This window comes from Paenibacillus prosopidis (genome assembly GCF_003337375.1).
GTDB lineage: Bacteria > Bacillota > Bacilli > Paenibacillales > Paenibacillaceae > Pristimantibacillus > Pristimantibacillus prosopidis.
This window is the reverse complement of record NZ_QPJD01000011.1, coordinates 193,282-219,145: the sequence shown is the minus strand read 5'-3', so window position 1 is coordinate 219,145 and position 25,864 is coordinate 193,282. Positions and strand designations below refer to the sequence as shown.

General features: G+C 49.2%; 22 protein-coding genes and 2 pseudogenes. 22 read left to right on the top strand and 2 right to left on the bottom strand.

Features of this window, described 5'->3' with window-relative positions; translation table 11 throughout:
- The first annotated feature begins 84 nt into the window (after positions 1 to 84).
- A complete protein-coding gene (locus DFP97_RS18520) occupies positions 85 to 315 on the top strand; it encodes a cold-shock protein (protein WP_114381670.1) in 231 nt (76 codons plus the stop codon).
- 99 nt (positions 316 to 414) lie between these two features.
- Here the strand turns inward: DFP97_RS18520 and DFP97_RS18515 are convergent, their stop codons facing one another.
- On the bottom strand, positions 415 to 1,635 hold the full coding sequence (locus DFP97_RS18515) for a DUF4872 domain-containing protein (RefSeq protein WP_114381669.1): 1,221 nt from the start codon (positions 1,633 to 1,635) through the stop codon (positions 415 to 417).
- A gap of 148 nt (positions 1,636 to 1,783) precedes the next feature.
- Here DFP97_RS18515 and DFP97_RS18510 point away from each other — a divergent pair, with 148 nt between their 5' ends.
- From DFP97_RS18510 to DFP97_RS18485, 6 genes are all read left to right on the top strand, one after another.
- On the top strand, positions 1,784 to 3,484 hold the full coding sequence (locus tag DFP97_RS18510) for a glycoside hydrolase family 2 protein (protein ID WP_114381668.1): 1,701 nt from the start codon (positions 1,784 to 1,786) through the stop codon (positions 3,482 to 3,484).
- Positions 3,485 to 3,953: 469 nt separating this feature from the next.
- Positions 3,954 to 5,126: a PP2C family protein-serine/threonine phosphatase gene (locus tag DFP97_RS18505; protein ID WP_114381667.1), complete on the top strand. Its 1,173-nt coding sequence runs from the start codon at positions 3,954 to 3,956 to the stop codon at positions 5,124 to 5,126.
- Positions 5,127 to 5,153: 27 nt separating this feature from the next.
- Entirely contained in the window at positions 5,154 to 5,345 is a 192-nt protein-coding gene (locus tag DFP97_RS18500; protein WP_114381666.1) for a hypothetical protein, read from the top strand.
- Positions 5,346 to 5,390: 45 nt separating this feature from the next.
- Entirely contained in the window at positions 5,391 to 5,795 is a 405-nt protein-coding gene (locus DFP97_RS18495; RefSeq protein WP_114381665.1) for a hypothetical protein, read from the top strand.
- Positions 5,796 to 6,157: 362 nt separating this feature from the next.
- The gene (locus DFP97_RS18490; protein ID WP_114381664.1) at positions 6,158 to 8,467 is read left to right on the top strand and encodes an ATP-dependent DNA helicase; all 2,310 of its coding nucleotides are present in this window, start codon (positions 6,158 to 6,160) and stop codon (positions 8,465 to 8,467) included.
- Positions 8,468 to 8,498: 31 nt separating this feature from the next.
- Positions 8,499 to 8,999 (top strand): Crp/Fnr family transcriptional regulator, encoded by a 501-nt coding sequence (locus DFP97_RS18485; RefSeq protein WP_114381663.1) that lies wholly within the window; start codon positions 8,499 to 8,501, stop codon positions 8,997 to 8,999.
- A gap of 35 nt (positions 9,000 to 9,034) precedes the next feature.
- Here the strand turns inward: DFP97_RS18485 and hmpA are convergent, their stop codons facing one another.
- Positions 9,035 to 10,267 carry an NO-inducible flavohemoprotein gene (hmpA, locus tag DFP97_RS18480; RefSeq protein ID WP_114381662.1) on the bottom strand — a complete coding sequence of 411 codons (1,233 nt, stop codon included), beginning with the start codon at positions 10,265 to 10,267 and terminating at the stop codon, positions 9,035 to 9,037.
- Between the two features lie 447 nt (positions 10,268 to 10,714).
- Here hmpA and DFP97_RS18475 point away from each other — a divergent pair, with 447 nt between their 5' ends.
- The 15 genes and pseudogenes from DFP97_RS18475 to DFP97_RS18405 all read left to right on the top strand — a co-directional run bounded on the left by DFP97_RS18475 (position 10,715) and on the right by DFP97_RS18405 (position 25,651).
- Entirely contained in the window at positions 10,715 to 11,311 is a 597-nt protein-coding gene (locus tag DFP97_RS18475) for a DUF1349 domain-containing protein (RefSeq protein ID WP_114381661.1), read from the top strand.
- A gap of 259 nt (positions 11,312 to 11,570) precedes the next feature.
- A complete protein-coding gene (locus DFP97_RS18470; RefSeq protein ID WP_114381660.1) occupies positions 11,571 to 12,218 on the top strand; it encodes a transcriptional regulator in 648 nt (215 codons plus the stop codon).
- A 714-nt stretch (positions 12,219 to 12,932) separates the two neighbouring features.
- Positions 12,933 to 14,678 carry an ABC transporter ATP-binding protein gene (locus tag DFP97_RS18465; protein ID WP_114381659.1) on the top strand — a complete coding sequence of 582 codons (1,746 nt, stop codon included), beginning with the start codon at positions 12,933 to 12,935 and terminating at the stop codon, positions 14,676 to 14,678.
- 22 nt (positions 14,679 to 14,700) lie between these two features.
- The gene (locus DFP97_RS18460; RefSeq protein ID WP_114381658.1) at positions 14,701 to 16,722 is read left to right on the top strand and encodes an ABC transporter ATP-binding protein; all 2,022 of its coding nucleotides are present in this window, start codon (positions 14,701 to 14,703) and stop codon (positions 16,720 to 16,722) included.
- Between the two features lie 614 nt (positions 16,723 to 17,336).
- On the top strand, positions 17,337 to 18,116 hold the full coding sequence (rfbF, locus tag DFP97_RS18455; protein ID WP_114381711.1) for a glucose-1-phosphate cytidylyltransferase: 780 nt from the start codon (positions 17,337 to 17,339) through the stop codon (positions 18,114 to 18,116).
- Positions 18,116 to 18,340, top strand: coding sequence for an NAD-dependent epimerase/dehydratase family protein (locus DFP97_RS31615; protein WP_245976377.1), 225 nt, complete (start codon positions 18,116 to 18,118; stop codon positions 18,338 to 18,340). Before rfbF ends, DFP97_RS31615 begins: the two co-directional genes overlap by 1 nt.
- A 29-nt stretch (positions 18,341 to 18,369) precedes the next feature.
- Positions 18,370 to 18,585, top strand: coding sequence for a GDP-mannose 4,6-dehydratase (locus tag DFP97_RS31610; RefSeq protein ID WP_245976375.1), 216 nt, complete (start codon positions 18,370 to 18,372; stop codon positions 18,583 to 18,585).
- A complete protein-coding gene (locus tag DFP97_RS18445; protein WP_114381657.1) occupies positions 18,582 to 19,463 on the top strand; it encodes an NAD-dependent epimerase/dehydratase family protein in 882 nt (293 codons plus the stop codon). The genes DFP97_RS31610 and DFP97_RS18445 overlap by 4 nt, the downstream gene beginning before the upstream one ends.
- A 14-nt stretch (positions 19,464 to 19,477) precedes the next feature.
- Complete coding sequence (locus DFP97_RS18440; protein ID WP_114381656.1) at positions 19,478 to 20,419, top strand: GDP-L-fucose synthase family protein; 942 nt, start codon at positions 19,478 to 19,480, stop codon at positions 20,417 to 20,419.
- A gap of 16 nt (positions 20,420 to 20,435) precedes the next feature.
- A complete protein-coding gene (gene gmd / locus DFP97_RS18435) occupies positions 20,436 to 21,554 on the top strand; it encodes a GDP-mannose 4,6-dehydratase (protein WP_114381655.1) in 1,119 nt (372 codons plus the stop codon).
- 14 nt (positions 21,555 to 21,568) lie between these two features.
- A pseudogene (locus DFP97_RS31945) lies at positions 21,569 to 22,941 on the top strand (sugar phosphate nucleotidyltransferase).
- 226 nt (positions 22,942 to 23,167) lie between these two features.
- A pseudogene (locus DFP97_RS32305) lies at positions 23,168 to 23,317 on the top strand (hypothetical protein); the annotation flags it as partial.
- Between the two features lie 301 nt (positions 23,318 to 23,618).
- Positions 23,619 to 23,744 (top strand): glycosyltransferase, encoded by a 126-nt coding sequence (locus DFP97_RS32300; protein ID WP_114381653.1) that lies wholly within the window; start codon positions 23,619 to 23,621, stop codon positions 23,742 to 23,744.
- The gene (locus DFP97_RS18415) at positions 23,737 to 24,072 is read left to right on the top strand and encodes a glycosyltransferase family 2 protein (protein ID WP_114381652.1); all 336 of its coding nucleotides are present in this window, start codon (positions 23,737 to 23,739) and stop codon (positions 24,070 to 24,072) included. Before DFP97_RS32300 ends, DFP97_RS18415 begins: the two co-directional genes overlap by 8 nt.
- 466 nt (positions 24,073 to 24,538) lie before the next feature.
- A complete protein-coding gene (locus DFP97_RS18405) occupies positions 24,539 to 25,651 on the top strand; it encodes an SHOCT domain-containing protein (protein WP_114381650.1) in 1,113 nt (370 codons plus the stop codon).
- Positions 25,652 to 25,864: the final 213 nt, after the last annotated feature.

The window sequence follows — 25,864 nt, the reverse complement described above, 5'->3', positions numbered from 1 at the left end:
TATCACTGCTTATCATAAACGATAACTGCCACTTACCTATGTGTTTGAGGCAGTTTTTCCTTTTTTACGCGAAGGGGGATGACCATGTACAATCGTAAAAAACCGTTAGAAGAAATTCCGGAAGAAAACACGAAGGTATGGACATGCGAGACGGATGGGTGCAACAGTTGGATGCGCGACAATTTTGCTTTTGATCACGTTCCGACCTGTTTAATGTGCAACGCTCCGATGGTCAGCGGCGAGAAAATGCTGCCAATTCTCACCAACTCCAACGGCGACTTGAAGACGCTAAAGAAAGGCACGCCGATTATGTAGGCGGCCTTCACGCAGAGACAAGCCGAGATTCGTACGAATGGCCCACGCCGTTCGCATAGATCTCGGCTTTTTTTTGCCGTCAAGGACAGCACCAGCGGGTTACGCCCATCTGGCGGATTGGAGCGCCGCTTGCAGGACGTCTAGCGCCTCTTTCTCTTGCGCTGCGATTTGTCCGACAATCCGGCTCATTGCCATAAAATGCTCCTTCTTTTGCTCCGTCTTCCAGTCGGCTGCTTGTTCCATCTCTTTCCTCTGTTTGCTCATCCCATCGAGCCGCTGCACATAATCGGCATGCTGCATGCCGCCGTTGCGAATGAGCTGCTCCGTGTCGATGATAAGCGCCTTTAACGCTTTGGCCGCATCTGCCTCATCGGGTAAAGCGAGGTCGGCAAGCTGGCGCCAAAGCGCGCCGGTCTTTTCGAACCGCTCACCGCACTCATTTAATAAAGGCTCATCAATCAGCGTCCCTACTTGATTCAAGAAGGCGGCATAAGCCGGGCGGAACGCGCTTCCGTCCGTATTGTGCACGATGTGACGCACGGTGGAATAGAGCGCCTTTGACCAGTGCTTAGGAGCTTCAAATAAACGGATCCAGCTTTGCTTGTCTCCCGCGGTAAGCCGAGTCTCCCACTTGTAGAGCGCACTGATGCCAAAGTTGGCCATTCGTGTGCTGTGCGCATGCGCGAGACAGCGTTCTATACCTTGCTTGGAAGCGGCAATAATGGTTTCCATAGTCACTTTAGCAGCTTCCTCATAACTCGCATCTGGGATGAATAAAGCCTGATTCACGAGCTTTGCGGTTGATAAGCGGCTTCTTCCTTCCATTAATTGCTCAATGGAGATGGTTATGCCGTCGCTATAACGAAACGCGAGCTTCGCCGTTCCTGTTTCCCGCTCGAGGCCATAGACGATACAGTAGATTGGATACCCGTTCTCTTGCAGACTGCAATTTTCAAAAATGCCATGGTGTACCGGTATAATAGAAGGTCTGCCCTGCTCTGAATAGTTGGAGATGAGTTTGAGCGCGGCATCCTTGTTCTTCGTTTGCTTCTGTTCGAGCGGTATGCCGAGCGAGCGAAAGATACCGGATATAAAACCGGCGCTGTCTTCCCATCCCGCCCGCGTGCCTAAGTGAAAATTAGTGAAGTCTTCCTTCTCGTAGTAAAAAGTAAAGTAGCCGTAGCCGATTCCTCCTCCGATACCGAGTATCATTTCCTCGGTCAGAAGGTCGGAATGACCAGATTCTATGTAATGCTGAAGCAGCTGCTTCGCGGCATTCGTATCATTATGGAAGCCCGGGCTTAAAACAAAATGGCGCATGGTCAGTCTCCTTTGCGGAATTGCGGATGGAAAGTTTCGTATTTAAAATAACAGATTCCATCCTGGAAAGCTACGGCGCATCATTGGACGAGCCGATGCGGGAGCGTTACAATAGATGGGAATATTCATCCCAAGGGAGGGGTTCTACATGCTTCGTTTATTTCACACCCATAAGGTGCGCAAAACCCAATCGTTAGAGGGCGAGTGGCAGTTCCAGCCGATCAACGGGGACACGGCAGTCCCGTACGAAGGCGAATATCAATATGTAATGCCGGTTCCGGGTTGTTGGGAGATGCATCCCCGTTTCTCTACCTACCAGGGGAAAGGCGTATTTCGCAAAACGATGGTCATTGAAAAGCAAACCTCGCTGCGCTTCAACTTTCAGGGTGTGAGCCATACGGCTGATGTTTATTTCAATGGAGAAAAAATTGCCCACCATTATAACGCTTATACGCCTTTTACCGCTATCGTAAAAGATGTACCGCAGGGCAAGCATGAGCTCGTTGTAGAAGTAGACAACAGCTTTAGTGAAGCTTCCGCGCTGCATGTGCCGAATGATTATTATACATACGGAGGCATTATCCGTCCGGTATCGGTTGAATATGTGCCGGAGCTGTTTATTGAAAGGATTGCGTTTACGCCATCCAGGCCGTCAGGCGATTGGCAGGCGGATATTACGGTCTATGTGAGAAATATTGGAATGGAGCCAAAGACTGTAACGCTTCAGGGACAACTGGCTAATGAAGCGTTCACCACTGCCGGGGAGCAGGTAGAGGCGGGTCAAGTAAAGGCGATTACCGTCAGTCGTACATTTACCGACATAAACGCCTGGTCGAATACGGATCCGCATTTGTATTTGCTAGACGTTCAATTGTACGCGGAAGGTTATGCGGATCCGCTGGATGATTTGACCGAGCGGGTAGGCTTCCGCACCGTGACGACGTTGAATAACCGCATTCAAGTGAACGGCGAAGATGTTGTGCTGAAGGGCTTCAACCGGCACGAGGATCATCCGATCGTCGGCGCATCGTTCCCGTACCAGCTCATGGTTCATGATATCGAGCTCATGCTTGAAGCGGGTGCAAACGCGGTCCGGACCAGCCATTACCCGAATGATGAGCGGTTCCTCGATCTGTGCGACGAGCGCGGTATCTTCGTGTGGGAGGAGAATCACGCACGTGGCCTCAGCTTAGAGCAGATGCAAAATCCAAACTTTGAGCGTCAGTGCGAGGATTGCAACCGTGAGATGGTCGAGAGCCATTTTAACCACCCGAGCATTATTATTTGGGCTATTCTGAACGAATGCGCCAGCGATACGCCGGAGGGCCGGGTCATGTACCGGAAGCAGCTGGAGCAAATTCGCAGCATGGACCGGTCAAGGCCGCTGTCATTCGCCAGCCATCATCGCGAGAAGGAGCTTTGCTTCGATCTGGCAGACATCGTCTCGTTTAATCTGTACCCGCTGTGGTACGGCGATGAGGATCCGGGCGAGCTGAGCGATCAAGCGAGAAAATGGGCCGACGAGCTCGGCGGTCTCGGCAAGCCGATGATTATGAGCGAATTCGGCGGCGACGGCTATTACGGCCTGCGCGACCCGAATCGCGTGAAGGGAACAGAGGAGCGGCAAGCCGATATCATAGAGCGCAATCTCGACGCCTATACGAAGCGGCCGTTCATATCCGGCATGTTTATCTGGCAGTTTTGCGATTGCCGCGTGACGGAAGGGACCGGCTGGCTGCTGACCAGAGCAGGTACGCAGAACAGCAAAGGAATTGTTGACCGTTACCGCCGGCCTAAGCTGGCCTATGAAACGGTAAAGCAGTATTTTCGACAAGGTGAAGGAAAATAGCGAGTAAGGTTATGTAGGGCCTGCGGTGCAATAAGTAATTGCGCTGCAGGCCCTTCTTATATGATTTAGCCAATGGCATTTACTCAGCCCTCGCAAACCCTCCGTAACCGCAACCAGACCCTTTAATGTCACACCACTTATTCCTGCTTTCACCTATAAGTCCCCAAATGAGCTTATCCAACATCGTTACACGTAAGAGGTCGAGTTTTGTCTAGGCGGCACGCGGCTGGAATAAAACGAAGGTCCTATAAATAAGGATTATTGTATTCGCCAGCATCGGGTGATGAGCAACCAAATAGGAACAAACGGAAAGGGTGAGTCAGTAAGTATTCATTTTTTTAATTGGCATCGGTGTTGCCGGGCAAGGCAAAGGGGTGTGTCATCACATCGATTATTGGCTTAGGTTTAGCGGCACTCATGCTGTTGTTATTTTAGCGTGGATATAAGATCGGACCGGCAGGAGGGTCACATGGTTAAGAAATGGGTTTATTATGGGCTGTCGATTGTCTTTTTGCTGCTTGTAGCAGCATTTGTTGGTTGGGAATTTATTCCTCGTTCGGGTAACGAAGTGTCGGAGCAGCAAAGGAACTTTATTGAAACGATACTGTTGTGGAGCACGGTTGGATTCGGGGTGGTGTTAGCGGTCATCCTTATCGCAGGGCAGCTGACGGGCCGCGGACGTTCAGGTAAAGAGAAAGTGGACGTTCCTGAGCGTGCAACGCTGGCCGCGCCTGCACCTGCGCCTGGCGGAGCAGCTATAACTGAGCCTTTTATGACGATTACACCGATCATAGCACCACTGGATTATCCTGTAACACGAATGGAAGATCTGCAGGCTGGAATCAGCGGGGAGGCGGAGGTGAAGGAGGGACTGCTCAACTGGACGGAGGTCATTCCGGGAAATGCGCAGCATATCGGAGCCCGGGAGGAGCAGCAGGATTCCTTCAGCTTCTCTGCCTTGGACGATCCTGCGGCTGTTAGACGTTATGGCATTCTCGCTGTGCTCGCCGATGGGATGGGCGGTCTCGCGATGGGCAGGGAAGCGAGCCAGCTTGCCGTTCAAGCGATGCTAAACGAATATACGGGCAAAACGGCTGAAGAGCCCGTTCCCGTGGCGCTTGAGCGGGCGCTGCATAAGGCAAACGAAGAGGTGTATGGGCTAGCGAAACGGCATGAGCTGGAATGGAGCGTCGGCACGACCCTCATTGCTGCTGTTATTCAGGAGGGGCGGCTTTACTGGATATCTGCGGGGGATAGCCGAATCTATTTATACAGGGGCGGCGTACTTATTCAATTAACTCGGGATCATGTGTATGCCAACCGGCTTCACGAGCGGGTTAAAGCCGGACAAATGACCAGAGAGGAAGCAGAGACGCACCCGGAACGGGCTTTGCTGACGAGCTACTTGGGTATTCCCATTTTGGATGAGATTGACGCCAATCGGGCGCCATTTACTCTGCAGGCGGGCGATTGGGTTTTATTATGCAGTGATGGTCTATATGACGATTTGTCGGAGCAGCTGCTGGAGGAAGCAGTCCGCTTACCGCCGCAGCATGCGGCAGAATTTATATTGGAGCACGTTATCTCACAGCAAAGACTGTATCAAGATAATGCGACAATTGCTATTTTAGCTTGTTTATAGCGATTTTCGTAGTTCAAGGCGGGCTCAGTGGAAATCATCGTGGATAAGAATAAAGCAGCCATTGACCGGGAAGGTCAATGGCTGTCGACCGCCGTCATGCAACGCCACACCGCGCGCTGGGAGCTGCGCGCGGTGATCGGACGTTTACCGGCTGCCTGGTACTTTTTTTGGATGAAAATGGTGTATCCCTCACATACTAATTTGGTTAGAACAACGTAATAGCAGGGTACTATATGCTAGATACCAGTGAGGGAGGCAATGAATATGACAATAGATCATAAAAATAACGGACATGAGCACGAGCATAAAAGCTTGGTGACGGAGAAGGATATCGATCCGGCATTCGGTTTGTTTGCAGATGAAGGACAGGAAGGCGCGGTACGAGACGCATCGGAGCAGTTGTTAGAGCGTTATCCGTATGGGGATGTGACTGAGTCTCATATACCTGAAGCAATAGATGCCGGAATAGTGGCGGATACAGAGGTGGATTCGGCGGAGGAGATTTCGGAGGAATTGGCAGCAGTGCCGGATGCGGATGCCATTGCGAAGGACAGCCCGGTCGATCCCGCATCGCCTGCAGATGAGTTTCACGGCACTGATTTGTTGAACGGGGTAGGCAAGCATCCAGAGGAAGAGACGGAAGAAGCGGAGAATATTGATCTCGTATAACGGATTCCGGACCTGATTCTATAGGAATAGGAGCGCTGCCTCCTGTGACGCCTTATGCTTTAATGAATAAAAGGAAATCCTCCCGTTAAGATGTCTTCGATAACATGAGAGATTCATCTAAATGGAAAAGCTCCTTCTAATTCGCCGGTTTTCTTATTTTTTGAGCGAATCGGATTCGATTAGCCGGAGGTTTTCCTTTTATATGGAGTAAGATTTGATTAAAACGGAGCAATTAGCTGGATGATTTCCCTATATATCTCATGATAAATTTGAACTTGCTATCAAAGGACCGCGCCATCCGTTTACGCTTATGTTACAATAGAAGAACAAATGTTCTTCATGGGAGCGGTAGACAATACGTTATGTTAACCAATGATACGGTTACGATTTCGGTGAGACACTTAGTCGAATATGTGTTTCTAAGCGGCAGCATCGACGTTAGATTAAATACGGTCGAAACGATGCACGAGGGAACGAAAGCGCATCAAAGGGTGCAGCGGACGTATGGCGAACAGGATCAGAAGGAAGTTTATGTGCGGGCAGACATCGCGCTGGATGATCTGCTTTTTGTCGTGGACGGACGCTGCGACGGGCTGCTCGCAACCGGGCCTGTCATGACTATAGACGAGATTAAGTCGACTGGCGGCGACCTTGAACAAATTAGCGGCGACGGATATCCCGTGCACTGGGCGCAGGCTCTGTTCTACGCTTATATGTATGCCAAAGAGCATGAGCAATCTTCCATGCGCGTGCAGCTTACCTATGTACAGACGGAGACGGAGCAAGAGCGGCGGTTTGTGCGGGAGGTCGGATTCGACGAGCTTGAGCAGTATGTCTATGAGGTAGTGGCGCGATATGCGCCTTACGCCCGGCAGCGGCGCAGACATGAACGGGCTAGAAACGAAAGCATACAGACGCTGGACTTTCCATTCGAAGCTTACCGGGCGGGGCAGCGGAAGCTGGCAGGTGCTGTGTACAAGTCGATTGAGGAAGGCGTCCGTCTGTTTGCGAAAGCGCCGACCGGCATCGGCAAAACGATTTCGACAACCTATCCGAGCATCAAAGCTATGGGTGCGGGCATGCTGCAGCGGTTTTATTATTTGACGGCGCGAACGACTACGAGAGCGGCGGCCGAGGATGCGCTGCTGCTCATGAAGTCGAAGGGGCTGCATCTTCATGCGGTAACGATTACCGCCAAGGAGAAAATTTGCTTCCAGGAGGAAGTGCGCTGCGATAAGGAGCATTGTCCGTATGCGGATGGCTATTATGACCGGATAAATGGAGCGGTGCTTGATTTGCTCGAAAATGAAACGGTAATGACACGGCCGGTCATTGAAGCATATGCCCGGAAGCATCAGGTGTGTCCGTTCGAATTTTCGCTTGATATCGCCTATGCGGCCGATGCGGTTATTTGCGATTATAATTATATTTTTGATCCGCGCATATCGTTTAAGCGGCAGTACGCGGAGATGAAAAAGAAGACGGCGCTGCTCGTGGACGAGGCGCATAATCTCGTCGACCGCGCTCGAGAGATGTTCTCGGCGGAGCTGACGAAGGCTCCGTTCTTAGCGCTGCAGCGGGAGCTGAAGGGCGTGCATGCCGAAGGCTACCGGACGGCAAAAGCGATCAACGATTATTTCATCGCTCTGCGCAAAAGGAGCGACGGCGCGCCGCATTTAGTCGAGAACCAGCTGCCGGAGGAGCTGGTTGCTTTGGTCGAGGCATTCGTTCCGGCAGCTGAACAGGCGCTTTCCGCAGGCGTTGGAGGGCGCGGCGGCGGGCTGCTGCTCGATACTTATTTTGCCGCGCAAACCTTCACACGCACGTCGAAGCTGTTCGATGAGCGATATGTCGTCTATACGGAGCTATCGAAGAATGATGTTAGGCTGAAGCTGTTCTGCCTCGATCCGTCTCTGCTGCTGCAGCAGATGGGCAAAGGCTACCGTTCGCATATATATTTCTCAGCTACGCTGTCACCCGTTTCATACTATATGGACATGCTGGGCGCGGGGGAAGATGACTATACGCTTTCGGTGCCGTCGCCATTTTCAAGAGAGCAGCTTGACGTTATCATACAGCCGCTTTCGACCAGGTACAATGACCGTGACGCGTCAAAAATGCCTATTTCGGAGCTGATTCAGCGGTTAATGGTCGAGCGGCCCGGCAATTACTTCGTCTTTTTTCCTTCGTATGCTTACATGAATGCCGTGTATGAAACGTATATGGAGCTAATGGAGTGGCGGACGTCTGCGGGTGATGCGGCAGATGTGGAGATTCTGCTGCAAAAGCCGGATATGCCTGAAGAGGAGCGGGATCGATTTTTGGAATCGTTTCAGGCGGGAAGCGGGAAGTCGTTAATAGGCTTTGCCGTTATGGGCGGCGTGTTCTCAGAAGGCGTTGACCTGGCGGGAGACCGTTTAATCGGTGTGATCGTCGTAGGGGTAGGCTTGCCGCAGCTCGGTGTGGAGCGGAACATGCTGAAGGATTATTTTAACGAACAGGGCAAGAGCGGTTATGATTACGCTTATGTATTCCCGGGCATGAACAAGGTGCTGCAGGCGGGCGGCCGGTTAATTCGCTCGGAAACCGATCGGGGTACTCTGATGCTCATTGACGACCGGTATTTGCAGCCGCATTACCAGCGCCTTTTGCCGGAGGAGTGGAAGGGGTAAATTACATTGCGGAAAGGGGGATATGCCAGCCATGCTGCTGCATAAAGGCGAAGCGCTGTTTCACCAAGGAGAAAGCGGACTGCTCTTTCACGTGAAGAGCGGTCTGCTTAAAATTGTCCGTGTCCATGAGGACGGCAATCCGTTCCTGGTTAATATCATCGTGCCTCATGAAATGATTCCGCATCATTCTTTAATTAGTCCCATGCCGTATCACGGAACGGCCATTGCGCTGGTTACCAGCGAAATCGAGATGGTATCTCCGCAGCAGTGGTATGAGGATCTGGAGCGGAGCCCGGAGAAATGCCGGGAAATCGCTCTGCTTCTACAGAATAAGCTGCGCATGATGCAGCAGCGGATCGATCAATTGACCCAAGTAGCGCCAGCGGATAAGCTGCGGAAGCTGCAGCAATGGTTTCAGGACTTCATCGCTCCGGCAACGTTAACCGATGTGCTGACACAGGATGAGATCGGGCAGCTCATCGGCCTTCGCCGCGAAACGGTGAATAGATTGCTGCGCGCCCAGCCGAAATAAGAGAGTGGAGTTCTCCCGTTGGTCGACCGCGACTGTTATACTACAGCTACAGGCTCGAGGCTGGCTGCAGGACCGAAAAACTCGAAATGAATATCCGATTCGGGTATGTCCATGCTGTGCAGAGCGCGATTAATGGCCTGCATAAACGGAACGGGACCGCAGAAATAGTACTGCGCATTCGGATCTGCGATAGCTTGTTTTAACCAGGCCAGATCGATATAGCCTTCTTTGTGGAACGCCTTCTCATTTCGATCTTGCTCCGTCGGCTTCTCGTAGCAATAGTAGACGGATAGCTGCGGATGGCTGAGAGCAAGTGTTGTAACAGCATCTTTCATGGCATGCACATTCCCGTTCTGGGCGGCATGGATGAAGGTTACTGGGCGCTCCGGATATTTTTCGGCCAGTTTGTTAAGCATGCTTATCATCGGTGTCAAGCCAACCCCGCCGCTAAGGAGTACAACCGGACGTTCATCCGCTTGGTTTAACGTGAAATCTCCTGCTGGCGCTGAAAGCCACACAATAGCGCCTTCATGTATGTGTTCGTGCAGATACGTCGATACTTTGCCAGCTGGACGGTCTTGTCCGGCATCCTCGCGCTTGACGGAGATGCGGTAATAAGCTTTTCCAGAGGAGTCGGACAAGCTGTACTGCCGGATATGCGTATGCTCTTCACCCGCTATTTGCATCTTTATGCTTACGTACTGCCCGGGTTCAAACTCGGCCAACGCCCCGCCGTCCTCAGGCACCAGGTAGAAGGAAGAAATCACATCGCTTTCCTTCACCTTCCGCTCCACCCGGAATGCCCGAAACCCTTCCCAGCCGCCAGCCTGCGTGCGTGTCTGCTCGTACATTTCCGCCTCTATTCCGATAAAAGCGTCGGCAATTACACCGTAAGCTTCTGCCCATGCTTGTAAAATATCATCCGTAGCCGCATCGACCAGCACATCCTTGATTGCCATCAACAAGTACTTGCCGACGATCGGGTAATGCTCGGCTTTCACGCCTAGGCTGCGATGTTTATGCCCGATTTGCTTTACGACCGGAATAATCGCTGGCAGGTTATCGATATGCAGAGCCGCTGCATAGACCGTGTTGGCAAGTGCCGTCTGCTGCCTGCCTTGCATTTGGTTGGCGTGATTGAATAGATTTAAGAGCTCCGGATGATTGCCGAACAGCAGCTCATAGAAACGCTTCGTAATCGTAACGCCGTGAACCTCTAATACGGGCACCGTTGATTTGATCATTTGAATCGATTTTTCGCTTAACATGGCTAACCCCTCCAACGTCTATTAACTTAGTCAAAATATAAGAAAGTATGATAAGCCAAGTATAGACGCGGTGAGCGCGCAGCCATGTGATTATGATCACAGCAAACCGCAACGATTTGTGACAACCAACAGGTGAAATATCTTTTGACTATGATGCGGGTGACATCGTTGGAAGTGGTGATATGACCACTACCAATGTAAAATTCCTTCTAATGAATTATTGGATAACACTGCGAGTAATGGCGAGCGCCATGGTGCGATCTTGGATACGATGATACTCTCCACCTCCAGATTTCAGCATGGAAGCGATCAGGCTATCCTATACCTGTTTTTTGGATTTTTACTTAAAAGGATAAGGATCGGCAGTTGACGAATTATTACATCGCAGGGAATTTAGTCAAACTTGGTAGGTAATGAAAATAAAGCCATTCGAAAGTGGGGATATGAATGATGAATAATTTGTTTATCGCTGAAGCTCGGGGACAAATGAGCTGGATAAATCCGCCGGAAATTTCGATGTACACCGAAGAGGCAGGGCTTATGATTGTCGCCCCGCCTTCTGCGGATTTCTTTCAGGACCCGGCAGGAAAACACATTGCAAGCTCTGCGCCGTTTCTTCATCTCCCTGTCGATTCGTCATTCGAGTTGACAACTCGGCTTCGAGCTGAGATGCGGCATACCTATGATTCCGGATGCTTGATGCTGATGTCAGATCATAATAATTGGGCTAAGCTTTGTTTTGAATTCAACGGCCAATATCCCACGATTGTTTCTGTTGTTACGAGGGACGGATCCTCAGATGATTGTAATTCAGAGCGTGTTACGGTCGAAAAACCGTATTTGCGCATAACGAAATCACAAGACTGTGTGTCCTTTTTTTATTCGCCGGATGGAGAGGATTGGAGGTTAATTCGGTATTTCGGGATGAAATGCCCCTCCGGGATAGTTGCAGGTGTAGTGGCACAATCTCCAAAGGGTGACGGTTGTCGAGTCCATTTTGATTACTTACTATTATCAGAACCCGGAGCGGACAGCCGATTTTAGGGGATATTATGCAAGCAGTAAGGCTGCTTACCTATTTTTTGTCATCTACTGGATTTTTTGTAGGTAAAAACATTTTAGACAAAATTTTATGAATTATTTATAATAAACACAAAGAGCCGGTTGTGAAGCACAAGCCGCTTCGATACATCCAACACCTTATTGAGAATTTCTGGTGCTGTGTATCGAAGCGGCTTTTGTTGTTCTTCGGGTTGTTGAAAGACCGATAAGGTTAATTTACTTGAGAGGAAGGTGAATCCAAGTGTCGCGATTTGAGCAAAACTATGAGGAATGGCTGCACGTAAATCTGATTGCAGAAAGGAATCACAGGAGGCGTGAGCTGCTTGAGAAAGGGCTTGGCCATGGTACGTTCGAATTCCTGCGTTTAGTCTGGTTTCCCACTGTTGGAAATTTCGATCATTTGTATCCTGAGTGGGAGGTGCGTGATTTCAATAATGGCTATCGCTATCTGGACCTGGCTTATATGCCAAGCGGCATGAAAGGCGGTATTGAGGTGCAGGGATACGGATCTCATGCCAGGGATATTGATGTAAAACGATTTAAGGATTTATGCCAGCGTCATTGTCTAATGGCCCTCGACGGGTGGATTTTCTTGCCGATTGCGTACCTTTCTATTACAGATGAACCCAAACAATGCCAACAGTTAATTCTTTCTTTCATTGGAAAATTCATTTCAACGGATGTTCCTGTCCATTTATCTTGGGTTGAGGCAGAAACGTTACGCTTTGGGCGGCGCCTGCTGCGTCCGATCACGCCGTTGGAGCTGGCTCAGCATCTTAGAGTTAGCGATCGGCATGCAAGGCGAATTCTGCACGGCTTGGTTGAACAGCAATTATTATGCGTTGCCAGTGGTCAAGAACGTGTCCGGACCTACAAGCTTAGAATGTAAAACAGAACATCAGGGTGTTTATTACTCGCATTGTCGGTGCTTTGCTTGGATTGAAACACCAAACGGCTCCTTGAATTGGAATACACGGACATCAAATCCGTTATTTGTCCGATTTGCCCCTGTTTTGAGGTGCTTACGGACATCGGATCCGTTATTTGCTCCAAAATGGTTATATTTGGTGCATTCTATGGTGTATAGCGGAACCAATGTCCGCAAGGCTCGCATTATATGCCTTTTTCACACAAATAACGGATGTGGTGTCCGCATCTGTACAAGCTAGCGGTCTCCTGCGCCACGCAACCCTACTCCACCAAACATATGTGAGCTTTTTGTAAATAAAAAAAGAATAACCGTTCGGGTATTGACAGTATTTTCTTCAGATGGTAAAGTGACAATTAGATTTCAACGAGAGGAGGATTACGTTCCATGAGAAACCGCATTCATTTTAATTTGTCCGTAGCTGTGAATAATCGTTTGAACATGAATAACGTAATCCATCCGCGCGTCATTTCTCTTTGATTAAGGGTACTCCCATCATCAAAGGCGCATGGTTACGTTACCGTAATCATGCGCCTTTTCTATGTCTGTGAAGCGCGGCTGAAGTCAAAGCCGTGTCTCCAGCTGGAAGAAGCGTGTCGTTACGGCGGCGCGCTTCTTTGTATTTTATGGGAAATTTGACGCTTGGATGGATAGCGGAAGGTGTGGTAGAAAAGGATGTTTAGTGTACTCAAAAAATTAAATTGGTTTTTTAAGATGAATTGGAAGCGTTATACGATCGCCATTTCACTCCTCATATTGACCGGCTTTATCGATGTCATTCCGCCATGGCTGATTGGCTATACGATTGACGGCATTCATCAGGATTTGCTTGGTCAGGCCGAGTTTAACCGCGTGTTGTTTGGCTGGATCGGTCTGACGGTTCTTGGTTATATCATTACGTATATCTGGCATTATCAGCTGTTTGGCGGTGCGTTTGTACTGGAGCGGCTGCTGCGGTCGCGGTTAATGAGACATTTCCTGCGGATGACGCCGACCTTCTATGAGCGGAACCGGACTGGTGATCTAATGGCGCGGTCAACGAATGATTTGGGTGCGGTTGCGCAGACAGCAGGCTTTGGTATTCTAACGTTGATCGATTCGACATTGTTCATGATCACGATTCTAATCGTGATGGCCGGTCTTATCAGCGTGAAGCTGACGCTTGCCGCCTTACTGCCTCTGCCGCTGATGGCGCTGGCAATGAAGCATTACGGCAAGAAGATTCATGAGCGGTTCATGGATGCGCAGGATGCATTCGGAGATTTGAACGATCAGGTGCTGGAATCCGTGTCCGGCGTTCGGGTCATCCGGGCGTTCGTGCAGGAGGAAGCAAGCCAGGAGCGGTTCAGCGCCAAGACGAATGAAGTGCTTGGCAAAAATATCGCGGTAGCCCGTATCGATGCGCTGTTCGAACCTACGATGAAGGTTCTTGTCGGAACGAGCTACCTAATCGGACTGTGTTACGGCGGTTACCTAGTGTTCCATAACGAAATAACGCTCGGGGAATTGGTTTCCTTTAACGTATTTCTCGGAATGCTGATCTGGCCCATGTTCGCAATCGGCGAGCTGATAAACATTATGCAGCGCGGCAACGCATCGCTTGACCGTGTAAACGAGACGCTGGGCTATAAGCCGGACGTTGCGGACGCGAGTGCTCCTATTCATGTAGAGGAGCCGTCATCTCTTCAATTCCGGAATGTTACGTTTCGTTATCCAACCTCCACGGTTGATAATTTGATCGACGTATCGTTCAAGCTTCGCCAAGGGCAAACACTCGGAATCGTCGGCCGGACCGGCAGCGGCAAGACGACGCTGCTGAAGCAGCTGCTGCGGGAATATCCGCTCGGACGCGGCGATATCAGCATATCGGGCGCGTCGCTTGGCAACCTGAAGATTGAACATCTGCTTGGCTGGATCGGTTATGTGCCGCAGCAGCCTATCCTTTTCTCGAGGACAATTCGCGAAAATATATTTTTTGGCCTGAAGGAAGGCTCCGAAGAGGATTTGCAGCGGGCGCTGGAACGCGCTTCGTTCGCGAAGGATATTCAGTTTCTGCCTGACGGTTTGGAGACGCTTGTGGGCGAAAAGGGCGTTGCGCTGTCCGGCGGTCAGAAGCAGCGGGTCAGCATTGCGCGGGCGCTTATCGCCGATCCGGAAATACTGCTGATGGACGATGCTTTATCGGCCGTAGACGGGAAGACGGAAGCGGAAATTATTGAAGGCATCCGAACGGAACGGGCCGGCAAAACGACGCTTATTACCACGCACCGTTTATCGGCGGTTCAGCATGCCGATTGGATTATCGTACTCGACGAGGGACGGATCGTGCAGGAAGGCACGCATGAGCAATTGCTGGAGAGGGGCGGCTGGTATCGTGAGCAGTATGATCGCCAGCAGCTGGAAGCTATTATTGAAACGTAACAAAATGGAGGCGTGAAGGACAATGGGTCACACAGGAAAACGATTGTTTCAATACGCCATGCTTTATAAAAAACCGATCATGCTTGCGCTGCTGCTGCTCGTGCTAGCCGTATGCGCGGAGCTCGCAGGACCGTTTATTGCTAAACGGATGATTGACCAAAACATTCTCGGCATCGAGAAAAAATGGCATGAGGTCGAAACAGAGCAGCCTTATGCGGTTCTTTATAAAGATAAATGGTATAAGCGCGAGGATCACTTTGCTTCTGGGGAGCAGAAGGGTAGAGAGGTAAGGGTACTGCAGGCAGGACGCCAATTTTATTGGCTGGATGAAGCACTTCGTTTCGAAAGCGGCAAGCGTGAGGTAAATGGGGAAACGATGACTGTCACGAGCAAGGAAACGGGTGAAGCCGCGACGTATCAAGTGACTAGGCTGTCGTCGAAGGAGCTTTATTCCTTCTATAAGCCGGAGTTTCCGGCCCTTATAAGACTGGCTGTTATGTATTTCGGCTTGCTCCTGCTCGTTGCGGCATTTACTTACGGTCAACGTCTCATGCTGCAAACGTCAGCCAACCGGATTGTTCGCAAAATGCGTAATGACATATTCGCGCATACGCAGCGGCTTCCGGTTAACTATTACGACAATTTGTCGGCAGGGCAGGTCGTTTCCCGCATTACAAACGATACGGAAGCGATTCGCGAGCTTTATGTCGCGGTGCTGGCAAACTTCTTTACAGGTATTATCTATATGGCTGCTATATATGGCGCCTTGTTTCTTCTGGATGCGCGCTTAGCGCTGATTGCGCTGCCGCTTGTCCCGATCCTAATCGTCTGGATTATCGTTTACCGCCGGTTTGCGGCACGCTATAACCGGATTATCCGGACGAAGCTTAGCGAGATCAACGGGATGATTAACGAGTCCATTCAAGGGATGACGATTATTCAGGCGTTCCGCCGGCAGAAGGAGACGACGAAGGAATTTGAAGAGCTGAACGAGCATTATTACACGTATCAAAATAAGCTGCTCAGTCTCAATTCCATTACTTCACACAATCTGGTCAACGTCGTCCGTAACGTTTTATTTCTAATCGTCATTTGGTTGTTCTGGGGTGATTCATTCGGCACGGCCGTATCGGTCGGCGTGCTCTATGCGTTCGTCGATTATATGAACCGGATGTTTGCTCCCATTGTCGGGATTGTCAACCAGCTTTCGAACCTGGAGACGGCGAGAGTATCCGCAGAGCGGGTGTTTAAGCTGATGGACGAGGAAGGGATCGACTTTGTTTCGGGTACGATGGAGCGCTACAAGGGCGATGTGAAGTTCGATGATGTTTCGTTTGCTTATAAAAAGGATGAGTACGTACTGAAGCATATTTCCTTCCATGCGCGGCAAGGCGAAACGGTTGCGCTCGTAGGCCATACCGGCTCCGGCAAAAGCTCGATTTTGAACCTGCTATTCCGTTTCTACGATTCGAACGAAGGGCGCATTATTGTGGACGGTACCGATGTGAGAGAGATTCCGAAGCAGCTGCTGCGGCAGCATATGGGCATTGTGCTGCAGGATCCGTTCCTGTTCACGGGAACGATTGCTTCGAACATTAGTCTCGACAATCCGGCGATTAGCCGCGAGAAGATCGAGCAGGCGCTGCGCGATGTTGGCGCGTACGATATGTTCAGTCAGCTGCCGGGCGGCATCGATGCGCCGGTCATTGAGAAGGGCAGCACACTGTCTGCGGGACAACGGCAGCTGATCTCGTTCGCGCGGGCGCTGGCCTATGATCCTGCTATCCTCATTCTGGATGAAGCTACGGCCAGCATCGATACGGAGACGGAAGCGATTATTCAAGAGGCGCTTGATGTGCTGAAGAAAGGCCGTACCACCTTCGTCATTGCGCACCGGCTGTCGACCATCCGGGGAGCCGATCAAATTCTCGTGCTTGACCGCGGCGTTATCGTCGAGCGCGGCAGCCATGATGAGCTGATGGAGTACGATGGCAAGTATTACGCGATGTACCAGCTGCAGTTAGGCTCGGCGTTGCCGGCGTAAGGCACTCGGCCTAACAAGCCAATGCCTGCTTGCTTGCTGCGAAAGAGTGAGGCATGCTCACTAAACAATAAGAGTAATCTCACTCTATTTCGCTACAATACGATATGTTTTCAATTTAGTGAGGCAAACCTCACTCGCCATGAGGTAGGCATCATGGGCAGTGAGATTTGCCATTGTTTTTGATACGACATTTTTGTCTATCGAAATTGTGAAGTTTACTTCACTAATAGTGAGTTTACGCATCAGTGAACGAAAATATAGGCTGATCTATCCGCATTGGATGAGATCAGCCTTTTGTCGTTTCAATGCAGGATTTACCAATTTTTTAAAAACGCTTTTGTCTAGTCCGATCTATTCAAACCTGCATAATCTATTAAAGTTTGAATGAAATGAGTACGTGTCATTTACGAGACCGGCTTCCTTGCTTTAGCAACGCTCACTCATGTGGAATCGGGGATCACAAAGCCTGAACAGATGTATACGTTAACGGTGCAAATAACAAAAGGAGCGCAAAGCGAAGCCATTATTTCGGATCTCGTCAGCATGAGCGGCGTCGTTTACGGAAATTAACGGTAGAAAGCGGGGGTGATTGATTGGTCAATGTGGATCGGGACATGAAGGTGGTCATTCTAGCGGGTGGATTCGGAACAAAAATCAGCGAAGAGTCACAGTTTAAACCGAAGCCGATGATTGAGATCGGGGACAAACCGATTTTATGGCATATCATGAAAACTTACTCCTATTACGGATTTAATGATTTTATTATTTGTTTGGGCCACAAGGGCTATTACATCAAAGAATTTTTCTCGCATTATTTTTTGCATGAATCGGATGTTACTTTTGATTTTTCCAAAGAAAATGAAATGGTGATTCATCGCTCCGTGTCGGATCCGTGGAGGGTAACGCTTGTAGATACGGGGAAGACGACAATGACTGGCGGCCGCTTGAAAAGGATTGAAAAATATATTGGGAATAAAACGTTCATGCTGACCTACGGGGATGGCGTTGCGGATATCAACATCCAAAACTTGGTGAATTATCATCGTTCTAACGGAAATATGTGCACGGTGACCTCGATCCAGCCAAGCGGAAGATTCGGCGCACTCGATTTGGATTCGGATAATGCGGTAAAGGATTTCTCCGAGAAACCAAAAGGAGACGGCAGTTGGATCAATGCCGGTTATTTCGTGATGGAACCGCAAGTGCTTCGATATATTGAGGACGATCAGACGAATCTGGAGAAGGATTCTCTTGAGAAAATCGCTAAAGACGGCCATATGATGGCTTATAAACGTTCCGGCTTTTTGCACCCCATGGATACGATGAGGGACAAAAACTATTTGGAAGAGTTGTGGAGAAGCGGGAAGGCTCCCTGGAAAAAAGGTGACATGTAATGGATAAGGTATTTTGGACCGGTAAAAAAGGATTTGTAACCGGCCATACCGGCTTTAAGGGCAGCTGGCTCTGCCTCTGGCTTGCTTCTATGGGAGCCGAAGTAACCGGGTATGCCCTGAAGCCGCCGACAAATCCCAATTTGTATGAATTGGGCCAAATCGGTTCCATGGTCCGTTCCGTCATTGCGGATATTAGGGACAAAGATTTATTAGCCGGACGCTGATTGAGGCTGACCCTGATATCGTCATCCACATGGCGGCCCAGCCGCTCGTGAGGGCATCGTATGATGCGCCGGTACACACTTTTGAAACGAATGTAATGGGAACCGTACATCTGCTGGAAGCGGTCAGGCATGCAACGACATGCGGAAAACAAATAAAAGCGGTCATTAACGTGACTTCGGATAAATGCTATGAAAACAATGAAAGGAAATACGGTTACCGGGAAGATGATGCGCTGGGGGGATAACCGGGGCAACCGGTTATATCGGCTCGAATGTTGTCCGGCTTCTTGCAGCCGGCGGTTGGAACGTACATGTAATAGCCCGGACCGATTCTAAGCTCACTTTACTTGAAAAGGCTTGCTATGGCGTGAGCATTCATAGACACGACGGTTCGACGAAACAGTTGTTTGACATTATCAAGCAAGCGGCTCCTGACATCGTGATTCATTTGGCGGCTTTTGCTTCCGTTACCCATACCCCCGAAGATATCGTACCCATGCTGCAAAGTAATGTCGTGTTCGGAACCCAGCTGGTAGAGGCTATACTGGCAAATCACGTTTATTGTTTCATCAATACCGGAACCTTCTCGCAGCACTGTGACAATAAAGACTACAGCTCGTCCTCCCTTTATGATGCGACAAAGCAAGCATTTAGAGATATTTTAACGTTTTATACGGAAACGGCTCCCTTAAAAGCCATTACGCTTGAGCTTTATGACAATTACGGGCCTGGCGATCCGCGATCCAAGATCATGAATTTGCTGAAAAGGGCAGCGCTGGACGGGAAGCCTTTGGCCATGTCTCCGGGAGAGCAGCTGGTGGACATCGTTTACATCGATGATGTCGCAGATGCTTATGTCACGGTAGCGGAGCGCTTGGTGTCGGTACAAGGGGTAAAGGATGAAGTGTACGCTATATCTTCCGGGCATCCGATTCGTCTGAAGGATCTGGTGCAGGCCTTCGAGCAGGCAACCGGACGCCGGCTGCAAATTGTGTGGGGCGGGCGCCCTTACCGTAAGCGTGAAATTATGGTGCCATGGAACCAAGGTGCGGCTTTGCCGAATTGGACAGCCAAAGTTTCTTTACAGGAAGGGATCAAACGGTTCATGAATTTAAGCAGTTGAAAAGAGGGGTCGACATGGATACCGAATCGAGCATTTATGTTGCCGGACACCGCGGTCTGGTAGGCAGCGCTTTGGTCCGCAAGCTAAAGGCTTTGGGTTACCGCCATATTCTAACCAAAACGCGGAACGAGCTGGATTTGACCAATCCTTATCAAGTGGATCATTTCTTTGAAGAAAACCGGCCGCAATACGTTTTTCTGGCTGCTGCGAAAGTAGGAGGGATTTATGCGAACAGCAAATACCCCGCCGATTTCATCAGGGAAAATTTAGCGATTCAAACGAATGTGATTCATGCTTCGTACCGGTTTCAAGCCAAAAAGCTGCTGTTCCTCGGAAGCTCCTGCATTTATCCCAAAATGGCGCCCCAGCCGTTAATGGAGGATTATTTGCTAAGCGGGAAACTCGAGCATACCAATGAGCCTTATGCGATTGCAAAAATTGCCGGAATCAAGATGTGCGAAGCCTACAATAAGCAATATAATACGAATTTTATGGCGGTTATGCCCACCAATTTATATGGACCTAACGATAATTTTGACCTTGAACATTCTCACGTGCTGCCTGCGCTCATCCGGAAATTTCATGAGGCCAAAGCCACAGGGCAAGGTCATGTCGTAGTCTGGGGAACCGGAACGCCAAGAAGAGAGTTTCTTCATGTCGACGATTTGGCGGACGCCTGCATTTATTTGATGGATAAATTCCATGCGAAGACGGTTGGACCTTTCCTCAATATTGGAACCGGAGAAGATTTGCCGATCAAGGAACTTGCGCAGCTGATCCGGCAAACTGTCGGGTTTACGGGAAATATCGTCTTTGACAGCACGAAACCGGATGGCACGCCAAGGAAAGTACTGGATGTTAGCAAAACCGACCGGTTAGGCTGGAAAGCGTCAATCGGTTTAAAGGATGGCATTGAACAAACCTACCGCTGGTTTCAAGAACATTACGATCAATAGGAGGTGTCGTCACTATATGGTCAAAGTTGCGCTTATCACGGGAATTACGGGGCAAGACGGCTCTTATCTTGCGGAACTCTTACTGAGCAAAGGGTATGAGGTTCACGGCTTGAAGAGAAGAAGCTCGCTTACCAATACGGACAGAATTGACCATCTGTATCAGGATCCCCATGCAGAGGGAGTGAATTTCTTCCTGCATCATGGAGATCTGACCGATTCGATGAATATTGTGCAAGTGATCGATAAAGTGCGTCCAGACGAAATTTATAACTTGGGCGCAATGAGCCACGTCCACGTAAGCTTCGAGACACCGGAATATACGGCCAACACGGATGGACTAGGGACCTTGCGAATTTTGGAGGCGGTACGGATTCTCGGACTTGCGGGAAAAACAAAAATTTATCAAGCCTCCACCTCCGAATTATACGGGCTCGTGCAAGAGGTTCCGCAAAGTGAACAAACGCCGTTTTATCCGCGGAGTCCTTATGCGGCAGCGAAGCTGTACGCCTATTGGATCACGGTGAACTACCGCGAGGCTTACGGCATGTATGCCTGCAACGGAATTCTATTCAATCACGAAAGTCCGATTCGCGGTGAAACGTTTGTTACCCGCAAAATTACGAGGGCGGCTTCGCGAATCGCTCTGGGGCTTCAGGACAAATTGTATTTGGGTAATCTGAACGCGAAGAGAGATTGGGGACATGCCAAAGATTACGTAGAAGCGATGTGGCTGATGCTCCAGCAGAAGGAGCCGGAGGACTTTGTTATCGCAACCGGGATCACGACGGAAGTACGGGAATTTGTCAGATTGTCTTTTGCGCACATTGGTATTGACATTGAATTCGTCGGTCAAAAAGAGCATGAAAAGGGCCTTGTGGCTGCTTGCCGAAATGTACAGCATCAGCTTCCGATCGGTAAAGAAGTTGTTACCGTAGACTCCGCATATTACAGGCCGACAGAGGTGGAACTTCTGCTCGGTAACCCGTCGAAAGCGAATAAGAAACTGGGTTGGACGCCGAAATACGACTTGAAGGCATTGGTGGCGGATATGGTGGCAAGCGATCTGGCGGAGGCCCAGCGGGAGGCTCATCTGAAACGGAACGGCTATGAAGTCAGGAGGAGTCATCCCACTTAAAAGGATGTGACAAAATGAAATTGATATTGCTGTCGGGAGGTTCCGGCAAAAGGCTATGGCCTTTGTCCAACGACTCCAGATCGAAGCAGTTTTTAATGTTTTGAGAAATCAAAACCAGCAATTGGAATCCATGCTGCAGAGAGTTTGGAGCCAATTGAAATCGGCTGGTCTCGACGGATCCATCTATGTGGCGACCAGCAAATCGCAATCGGAAATTATTCAGAGCCAATTGGATAGTTCCGTTCGATTGATCGTCGAACCCGAAAGGCGCGATACGTTCCCTGCCATTGCTCTGGCTTGTACCTACTTGCATTCCATTGTCAAAGCGGGTGCAAACGAAATGGTTTGCGTGCTGCCGGTAGATTCGTATACAGAAAACCATTTTTACTCCCGGTTGAAAGAATTGGAGCAGCTCAGTGCTGAGTCCGATTACGAAATGATATTGATTGGCGTAAAGCCTGATCACCCCTCTGAGAAGTACGGGTATATCGTTCCTGATGATGAAATAGGCATGGGATCCTGTAAGAGAGTGAAAATGTTTGTTGAAAAACCGCAGAAGCAGCGTGCGCAAACGCTGATGGAAGAAAATGCACTTTGGAACTGCGGGATTTTTGCATTCAAGCTGGGGTATATGGTATCTCTTCTACAGGAAAGAGGCATCCCTGTTCAATACGAAAAGCTTCAATCTGCATACGATACCTTGCCGAAAACCAGTTTTGACTATGAAATCGTGGAAAAAGCGGGAACACTGGCCGTTTATCCTTACAACGGAAGCTGGAAAGACTTGGGTACATGGGAGACGCTTACTGAGGAGCTGGACACATCCCTGCAGGGGAAAGGTACCATCAGTGAATTATGCCGGAATACCCATGTCATCAACGAACTGGATATCCCGGTAAAAGTGATCGACTTGTCCAACATTGTCGTAGCCGCAAGTCCCGATGGGATTCTGGTTTCCGATAAATCGGCAAGCAGAAAGATCAAAGATCTGATGAACGATACCGATCAACGGCTCATGTATGAAGAGCGGCGTTGGGGCTGGTACCGTGTACTGGATTATACCAATGATCGAAGCGGGAATGAGCGGCTCACGAAAAAGATTATCGTTCACGCAGGTAAAAATCCGAGCTATCAAATTCATCATAAGAGAAAAGAAGTTTGGACGATTCTCTCGGGCGAAGGCATATTTGCGATGAATGAACAGTTGATACACGTCAGTGCAGGCGATGTATTGCAAATTCCGGCCGGGGCAGGGCACAGCATGAAGGCGACGACGGATCTGGAAATGATCGAAGTGCAGATGGGCAGCGAGCTGGGTGAAGAAGATACAATACGGCTCTTCCTATCATGGGACGAAATCGAACGGAACTGCTCTGGAAGGGGTTGAAACATGTTTCGTAATGTGCCAATTCTGACGCGGCGCATGAATATCAATATATGCGTTTGATATAGATGCATCCTAAAGTGGAGTTTATACGCGAGCATGATTTCAAGCAGCAGCTTTTATCGAACATCGCGTATTATCTTTTTTGTGGTTGATGATTGTATAGGAATACGACCTATTGCTACTCCATGGATCGTTCTCAGCAGCTGCCTGAGTCGGAAGGGTTACAGCAGTCATTCATCCCGGTTTTTATGGGAAGGATAACAGCATATTCGCTTGTGAAAGAAATCCCGCCAGCTTGGCTTACGTTCCTTTCGGTCAAGGAATCAGCTATTTTATGGACGGATTAAACGGGGGAAAGACTGATCATTGTAGTTAGTCCGGACGCTGGAAAAAACATCAGGCATGGTTCGAGCAACGGGATCATTGCGACGGATTATGACGAGTCGCATTTAAACAGAACAGAATATTTGCTTGAGGAATCCATAAAAGTGCTAACACCGTCTTACGGATTTCCTGAAAAATGGATGTTTAAACATACAAGGCCAAGTAAGCACAGATATCCCTTTCCCCGTAAAATATTTTTCAAGGATAAAACCAAATGTGGAGGGCATGAAATTTTAAGGGAAATTTAAACTGATATCGGATGGGGTTGAGGGAAATTGAGAGGATTTGGGAGGATGTTCCATATGAATCCGGTCGTCAGCGTGGTTATTCCTTGTTACAATTACGGGGAATTTGTGGAAGATGCCGTCGATTCTTGTTTGCGTTCGACCTTTCAGGACATCGAAATCATAGTTGTTTGACAACGGCTCGACTGATGTGAATACGATTCAAGTTTTAAAACAATTGAACATGCCGAAAGTACGTGTGGTTCTAATAGAGAAAAATAAAAGCTTACCGAACGGACGAAATTTCGGTATCAACCTATCAAGAGGAAAATACATTTTGCCTTTAGATGCGGACGATATGGTTAATCCTACTATGATTGAGAAGCTTTACCAGGTATTGGAAAACAAGCCGGAGGTCGGCTTCGTGACTTCGGGTCTGCAATATTTTGGCGAACTATTCTGGGAATGGCTGCCGCAGCCATTTGAGCGGTTATTTGCATTATTGGATGAAGAAAAACAATAATCTGAAAGTTAAAAATATGTCGAATACATCTCATATTCAATCAACAAACAACAATCTGCATCATCTGCCTGCGGATATAAGAAAAATCTACCTTGATGAATTTAAGTTTGAGATCATCGAAAACATGATTTTGCATTATGGCGGCAGTTCTAATTGGAATAATATGGATGATAGTTATCATGTTCGTAAATCTGAGTTGACTAGACTCTTCGTTGAAGGATGTATAAATGGAAATATTATGATGACGGATTGCTGAATTATCCCCTGGCATTCCGGTCACGATGGTATAAAAAGTGCAATAAGTAAAAGGAGCTGCCCCGGCAGCTCCTTTTCATTTCTTTTCATCATATTAAAAGTTGTCCAACCATATTCAGCCAACTTTCAGTTTGATTTAAAGGAAGTTTAAGGAATGCTGGTTAGGATGGTACTTGTAAGAACAAATCGAAAGTGAGAGGTGGAAGAGAAGATGATGAAATCAAAAGCAATTACGGCAGGCGCAATCGCGTTAACGCTAACACTTGGAGGCGGCAGCCTATGGGCAAGCCAATTCGCTAATGCGGCTACGGCAGCCGATACACAGAGCACGCAGGCTGCTCAGGCGGAGGACAGCACGTCCAAAAAAGTTTTTGCAGGCAAACGCGGAGGACTCGGGCACGGATTCAATCAAATACAAGATGAGCTTCTTGCATACTTAGGGCTGGACGAAGTGGCGCTTCAAACGAAGTTGAAAACTTTGACACTGGCTGAGATTGCTGTAGAGCAAGGTAAAACCCGTGAGGAGCTGAAGACGAAGCTCGTGGAATGGCTCGAAGTGGCGCAGGCTGAAGCTGGGGCTAATGCTGATGTGGATGCTGCTGCGAAAGCGGAAAAATTGCTAGATTCCAAAGGCTTCGGATTCGGCAAGCATGGCGGACGCGGCGGCCACGGATGGGGCGGAAACATCGACGCTATTGCTGAAATACTTGGATTAACTGCGGACGAGCTGAAGGCAGAGATTAAGGAAGGAAAGACGATCGCCGCTATTGCAACCGAGAAGGGCGTTGACGTACAGAAGGTTATTGATGCCCAGGTGAGCGAGATTAAGGAAAAACTGAACGAGCAGTTGGCTGCCGGCGAAATTACGCAAGAGCAGTATGATACCAAGCTCGCGGCATCGGTTGAACGTGCAACTAACCATGTGAACGGCGTGCTTCCGGAGGGCGGCAAAGGCTGGGGCGACAGCATCGATGCCATAGCCGAAGCACTCGGATTAACCGCGGACGAGTTGAAGGCGGAGATTGAGGAAGGCAAAACAATTGCAGCTATCGCAACTGAGAAGGGCGTTGACGTGCAAACGGTAGTTGATGCTTGGGTGAGCGAGATCAAGGAAAAGCTGAACGAGCAGCTTGCTGCAGGTGAAATAACGCAAGAGCAGTATGATACCAAGCTCGCGGCAGCGGTCGAGCATGCGACTAAGCATGTGAACGGCGAGCTTCCAATGAGCGGCATGGGCGGTAAAGGTCCGCGCGGCGAACGGGGCGGAGCAGCTTCCGGGGACCAGCCGGCAGCCGACACGACAACATCGGCAACGACTGCATAACTCAGACCTAATAATGAGGCTGTCCTATTAGTCAATGACTATATAGGGCAGCCTTTAATTTATATAGGATTTCAGAGAAATCGAGGGGTGCGCCGCCGACATACACTCACTATATGTTCACAATACATTCATATCTGTTCCATTGCTTAAGTGCCTAGCCATTTGATATAGTTCTATTATCGAACTATTCTACAATAGAATCATTTTATGAGC

Bases quoted from the DNA above. Each gene is read 5' to 3' on its own strand.
- DFP97_RS18520 (WP_114381670.1), top strand. From the start codon at position 85: ATGTACAATCGTAAAAAACCGTTAGAAGAAATTCCGGAAGAAAACACG.
- DFP97_RS18515 (WP_114381669.1), bottom strand. From the start codon at position 1,635: ATGCGCCATTTTGTTTTAAGCCCGGGCTTCCATAATGATACGAATGCC.
- DFP97_RS18510 (WP_114381668.1), top strand. From the start codon at position 1,784: ATGCTTCGTTTATTTCACACCCATAAGGTGCGCAAAACCCAATCGTTA.
- DFP97_RS18505 (WP_114381667.1), top strand. From the start codon at position 3,954: ATGGTTAAGAAATGGGTTTATTATGGGCTGTCGATTGTCTTTTTGCTG.
- DFP97_RS18495 (WP_114381665.1), top strand. From the start codon at position 5,391: ATGACAATAGATCATAAAAATAACGGACATGAGCACGAGCATAAAAGC.
- DFP97_RS18490 (WP_114381664.1), top strand. From the start codon at position 6,158: ATGTTAACCAATGATACGGTTACGATTTCGGTGAGACACTTAGTCGAA.
- DFP97_RS18485 (WP_114381663.1), top strand. From the start codon at position 8,499: ATGCTGCTGCATAAAGGCGAAGCGCTGTTTCACCAAGGAGAAAGCGGA.
- hmpA (WP_114381662.1), bottom strand. From the start codon at position 10,267: ATGTTAAGCGAAAAATCGATTCAAATGATCAAATCAACGGTGCCCGTA.
- DFP97_RS18475 (WP_114381661.1), top strand. From the start codon at position 10,715: ATGATGAATAATTTGTTTATCGCTGAAGCTCGGGGACAAATGAGCTGG.
- DFP97_RS18465 (WP_114381659.1), top strand. From the start codon at position 12,933: ATGTTTAGTGTACTCAAAAAATTAAATTGGTTTTTTAAGATGAATTGG.
- DFP97_RS18460 (WP_114381658.1), top strand. From the start codon at position 14,701: ATGGGTCACACAGGAAAACGATTGTTTCAATACGCCATGCTTTATAAA.
- rfbF (WP_114381711.1), top strand. From the start codon at position 17,337: ATGAAGGTGGTCATTCTAGCGGGTGGATTCGGAACAAAAATCAGCGAA.
- DFP97_RS31615 (WP_245976377.1), top strand. From the start codon at position 18,116: ATGGATAAGGTATTTTGGACCGGTAAAAAAGGATTTGTAACCGGCCAT.
- DFP97_RS31610 (WP_245976375.1), top strand. From the start codon at position 18,370: ATGGCGGCCCAGCCGCTCGTGAGGGCATCGTATGATGCGCCGGTACAC.
- DFP97_RS18440 (WP_114381656.1), top strand. From the start codon at position 19,478: ATGGATACCGAATCGAGCATTTATGTTGCCGGACACCGCGGTCTGGTA.
- gmd (WP_114381655.1), top strand. From the start codon at position 20,436: ATGGTCAAAGTTGCGCTTATCACGGGAATTACGGGGCAAGACGGCTCT.
- DFP97_RS32300 (WP_114381653.1), top strand. From the start codon at position 23,619: ATGTTCCATATGAATCCGGTCGTCAGCGTGGTTATTCCTTGTTACAAT.
- DFP97_RS18405 (WP_114381650.1), top strand. From the start codon at position 24,539: ATGATGAAATCAAAAGCAATTACGGCAGGCGCAATCGCGTTAACGCTA.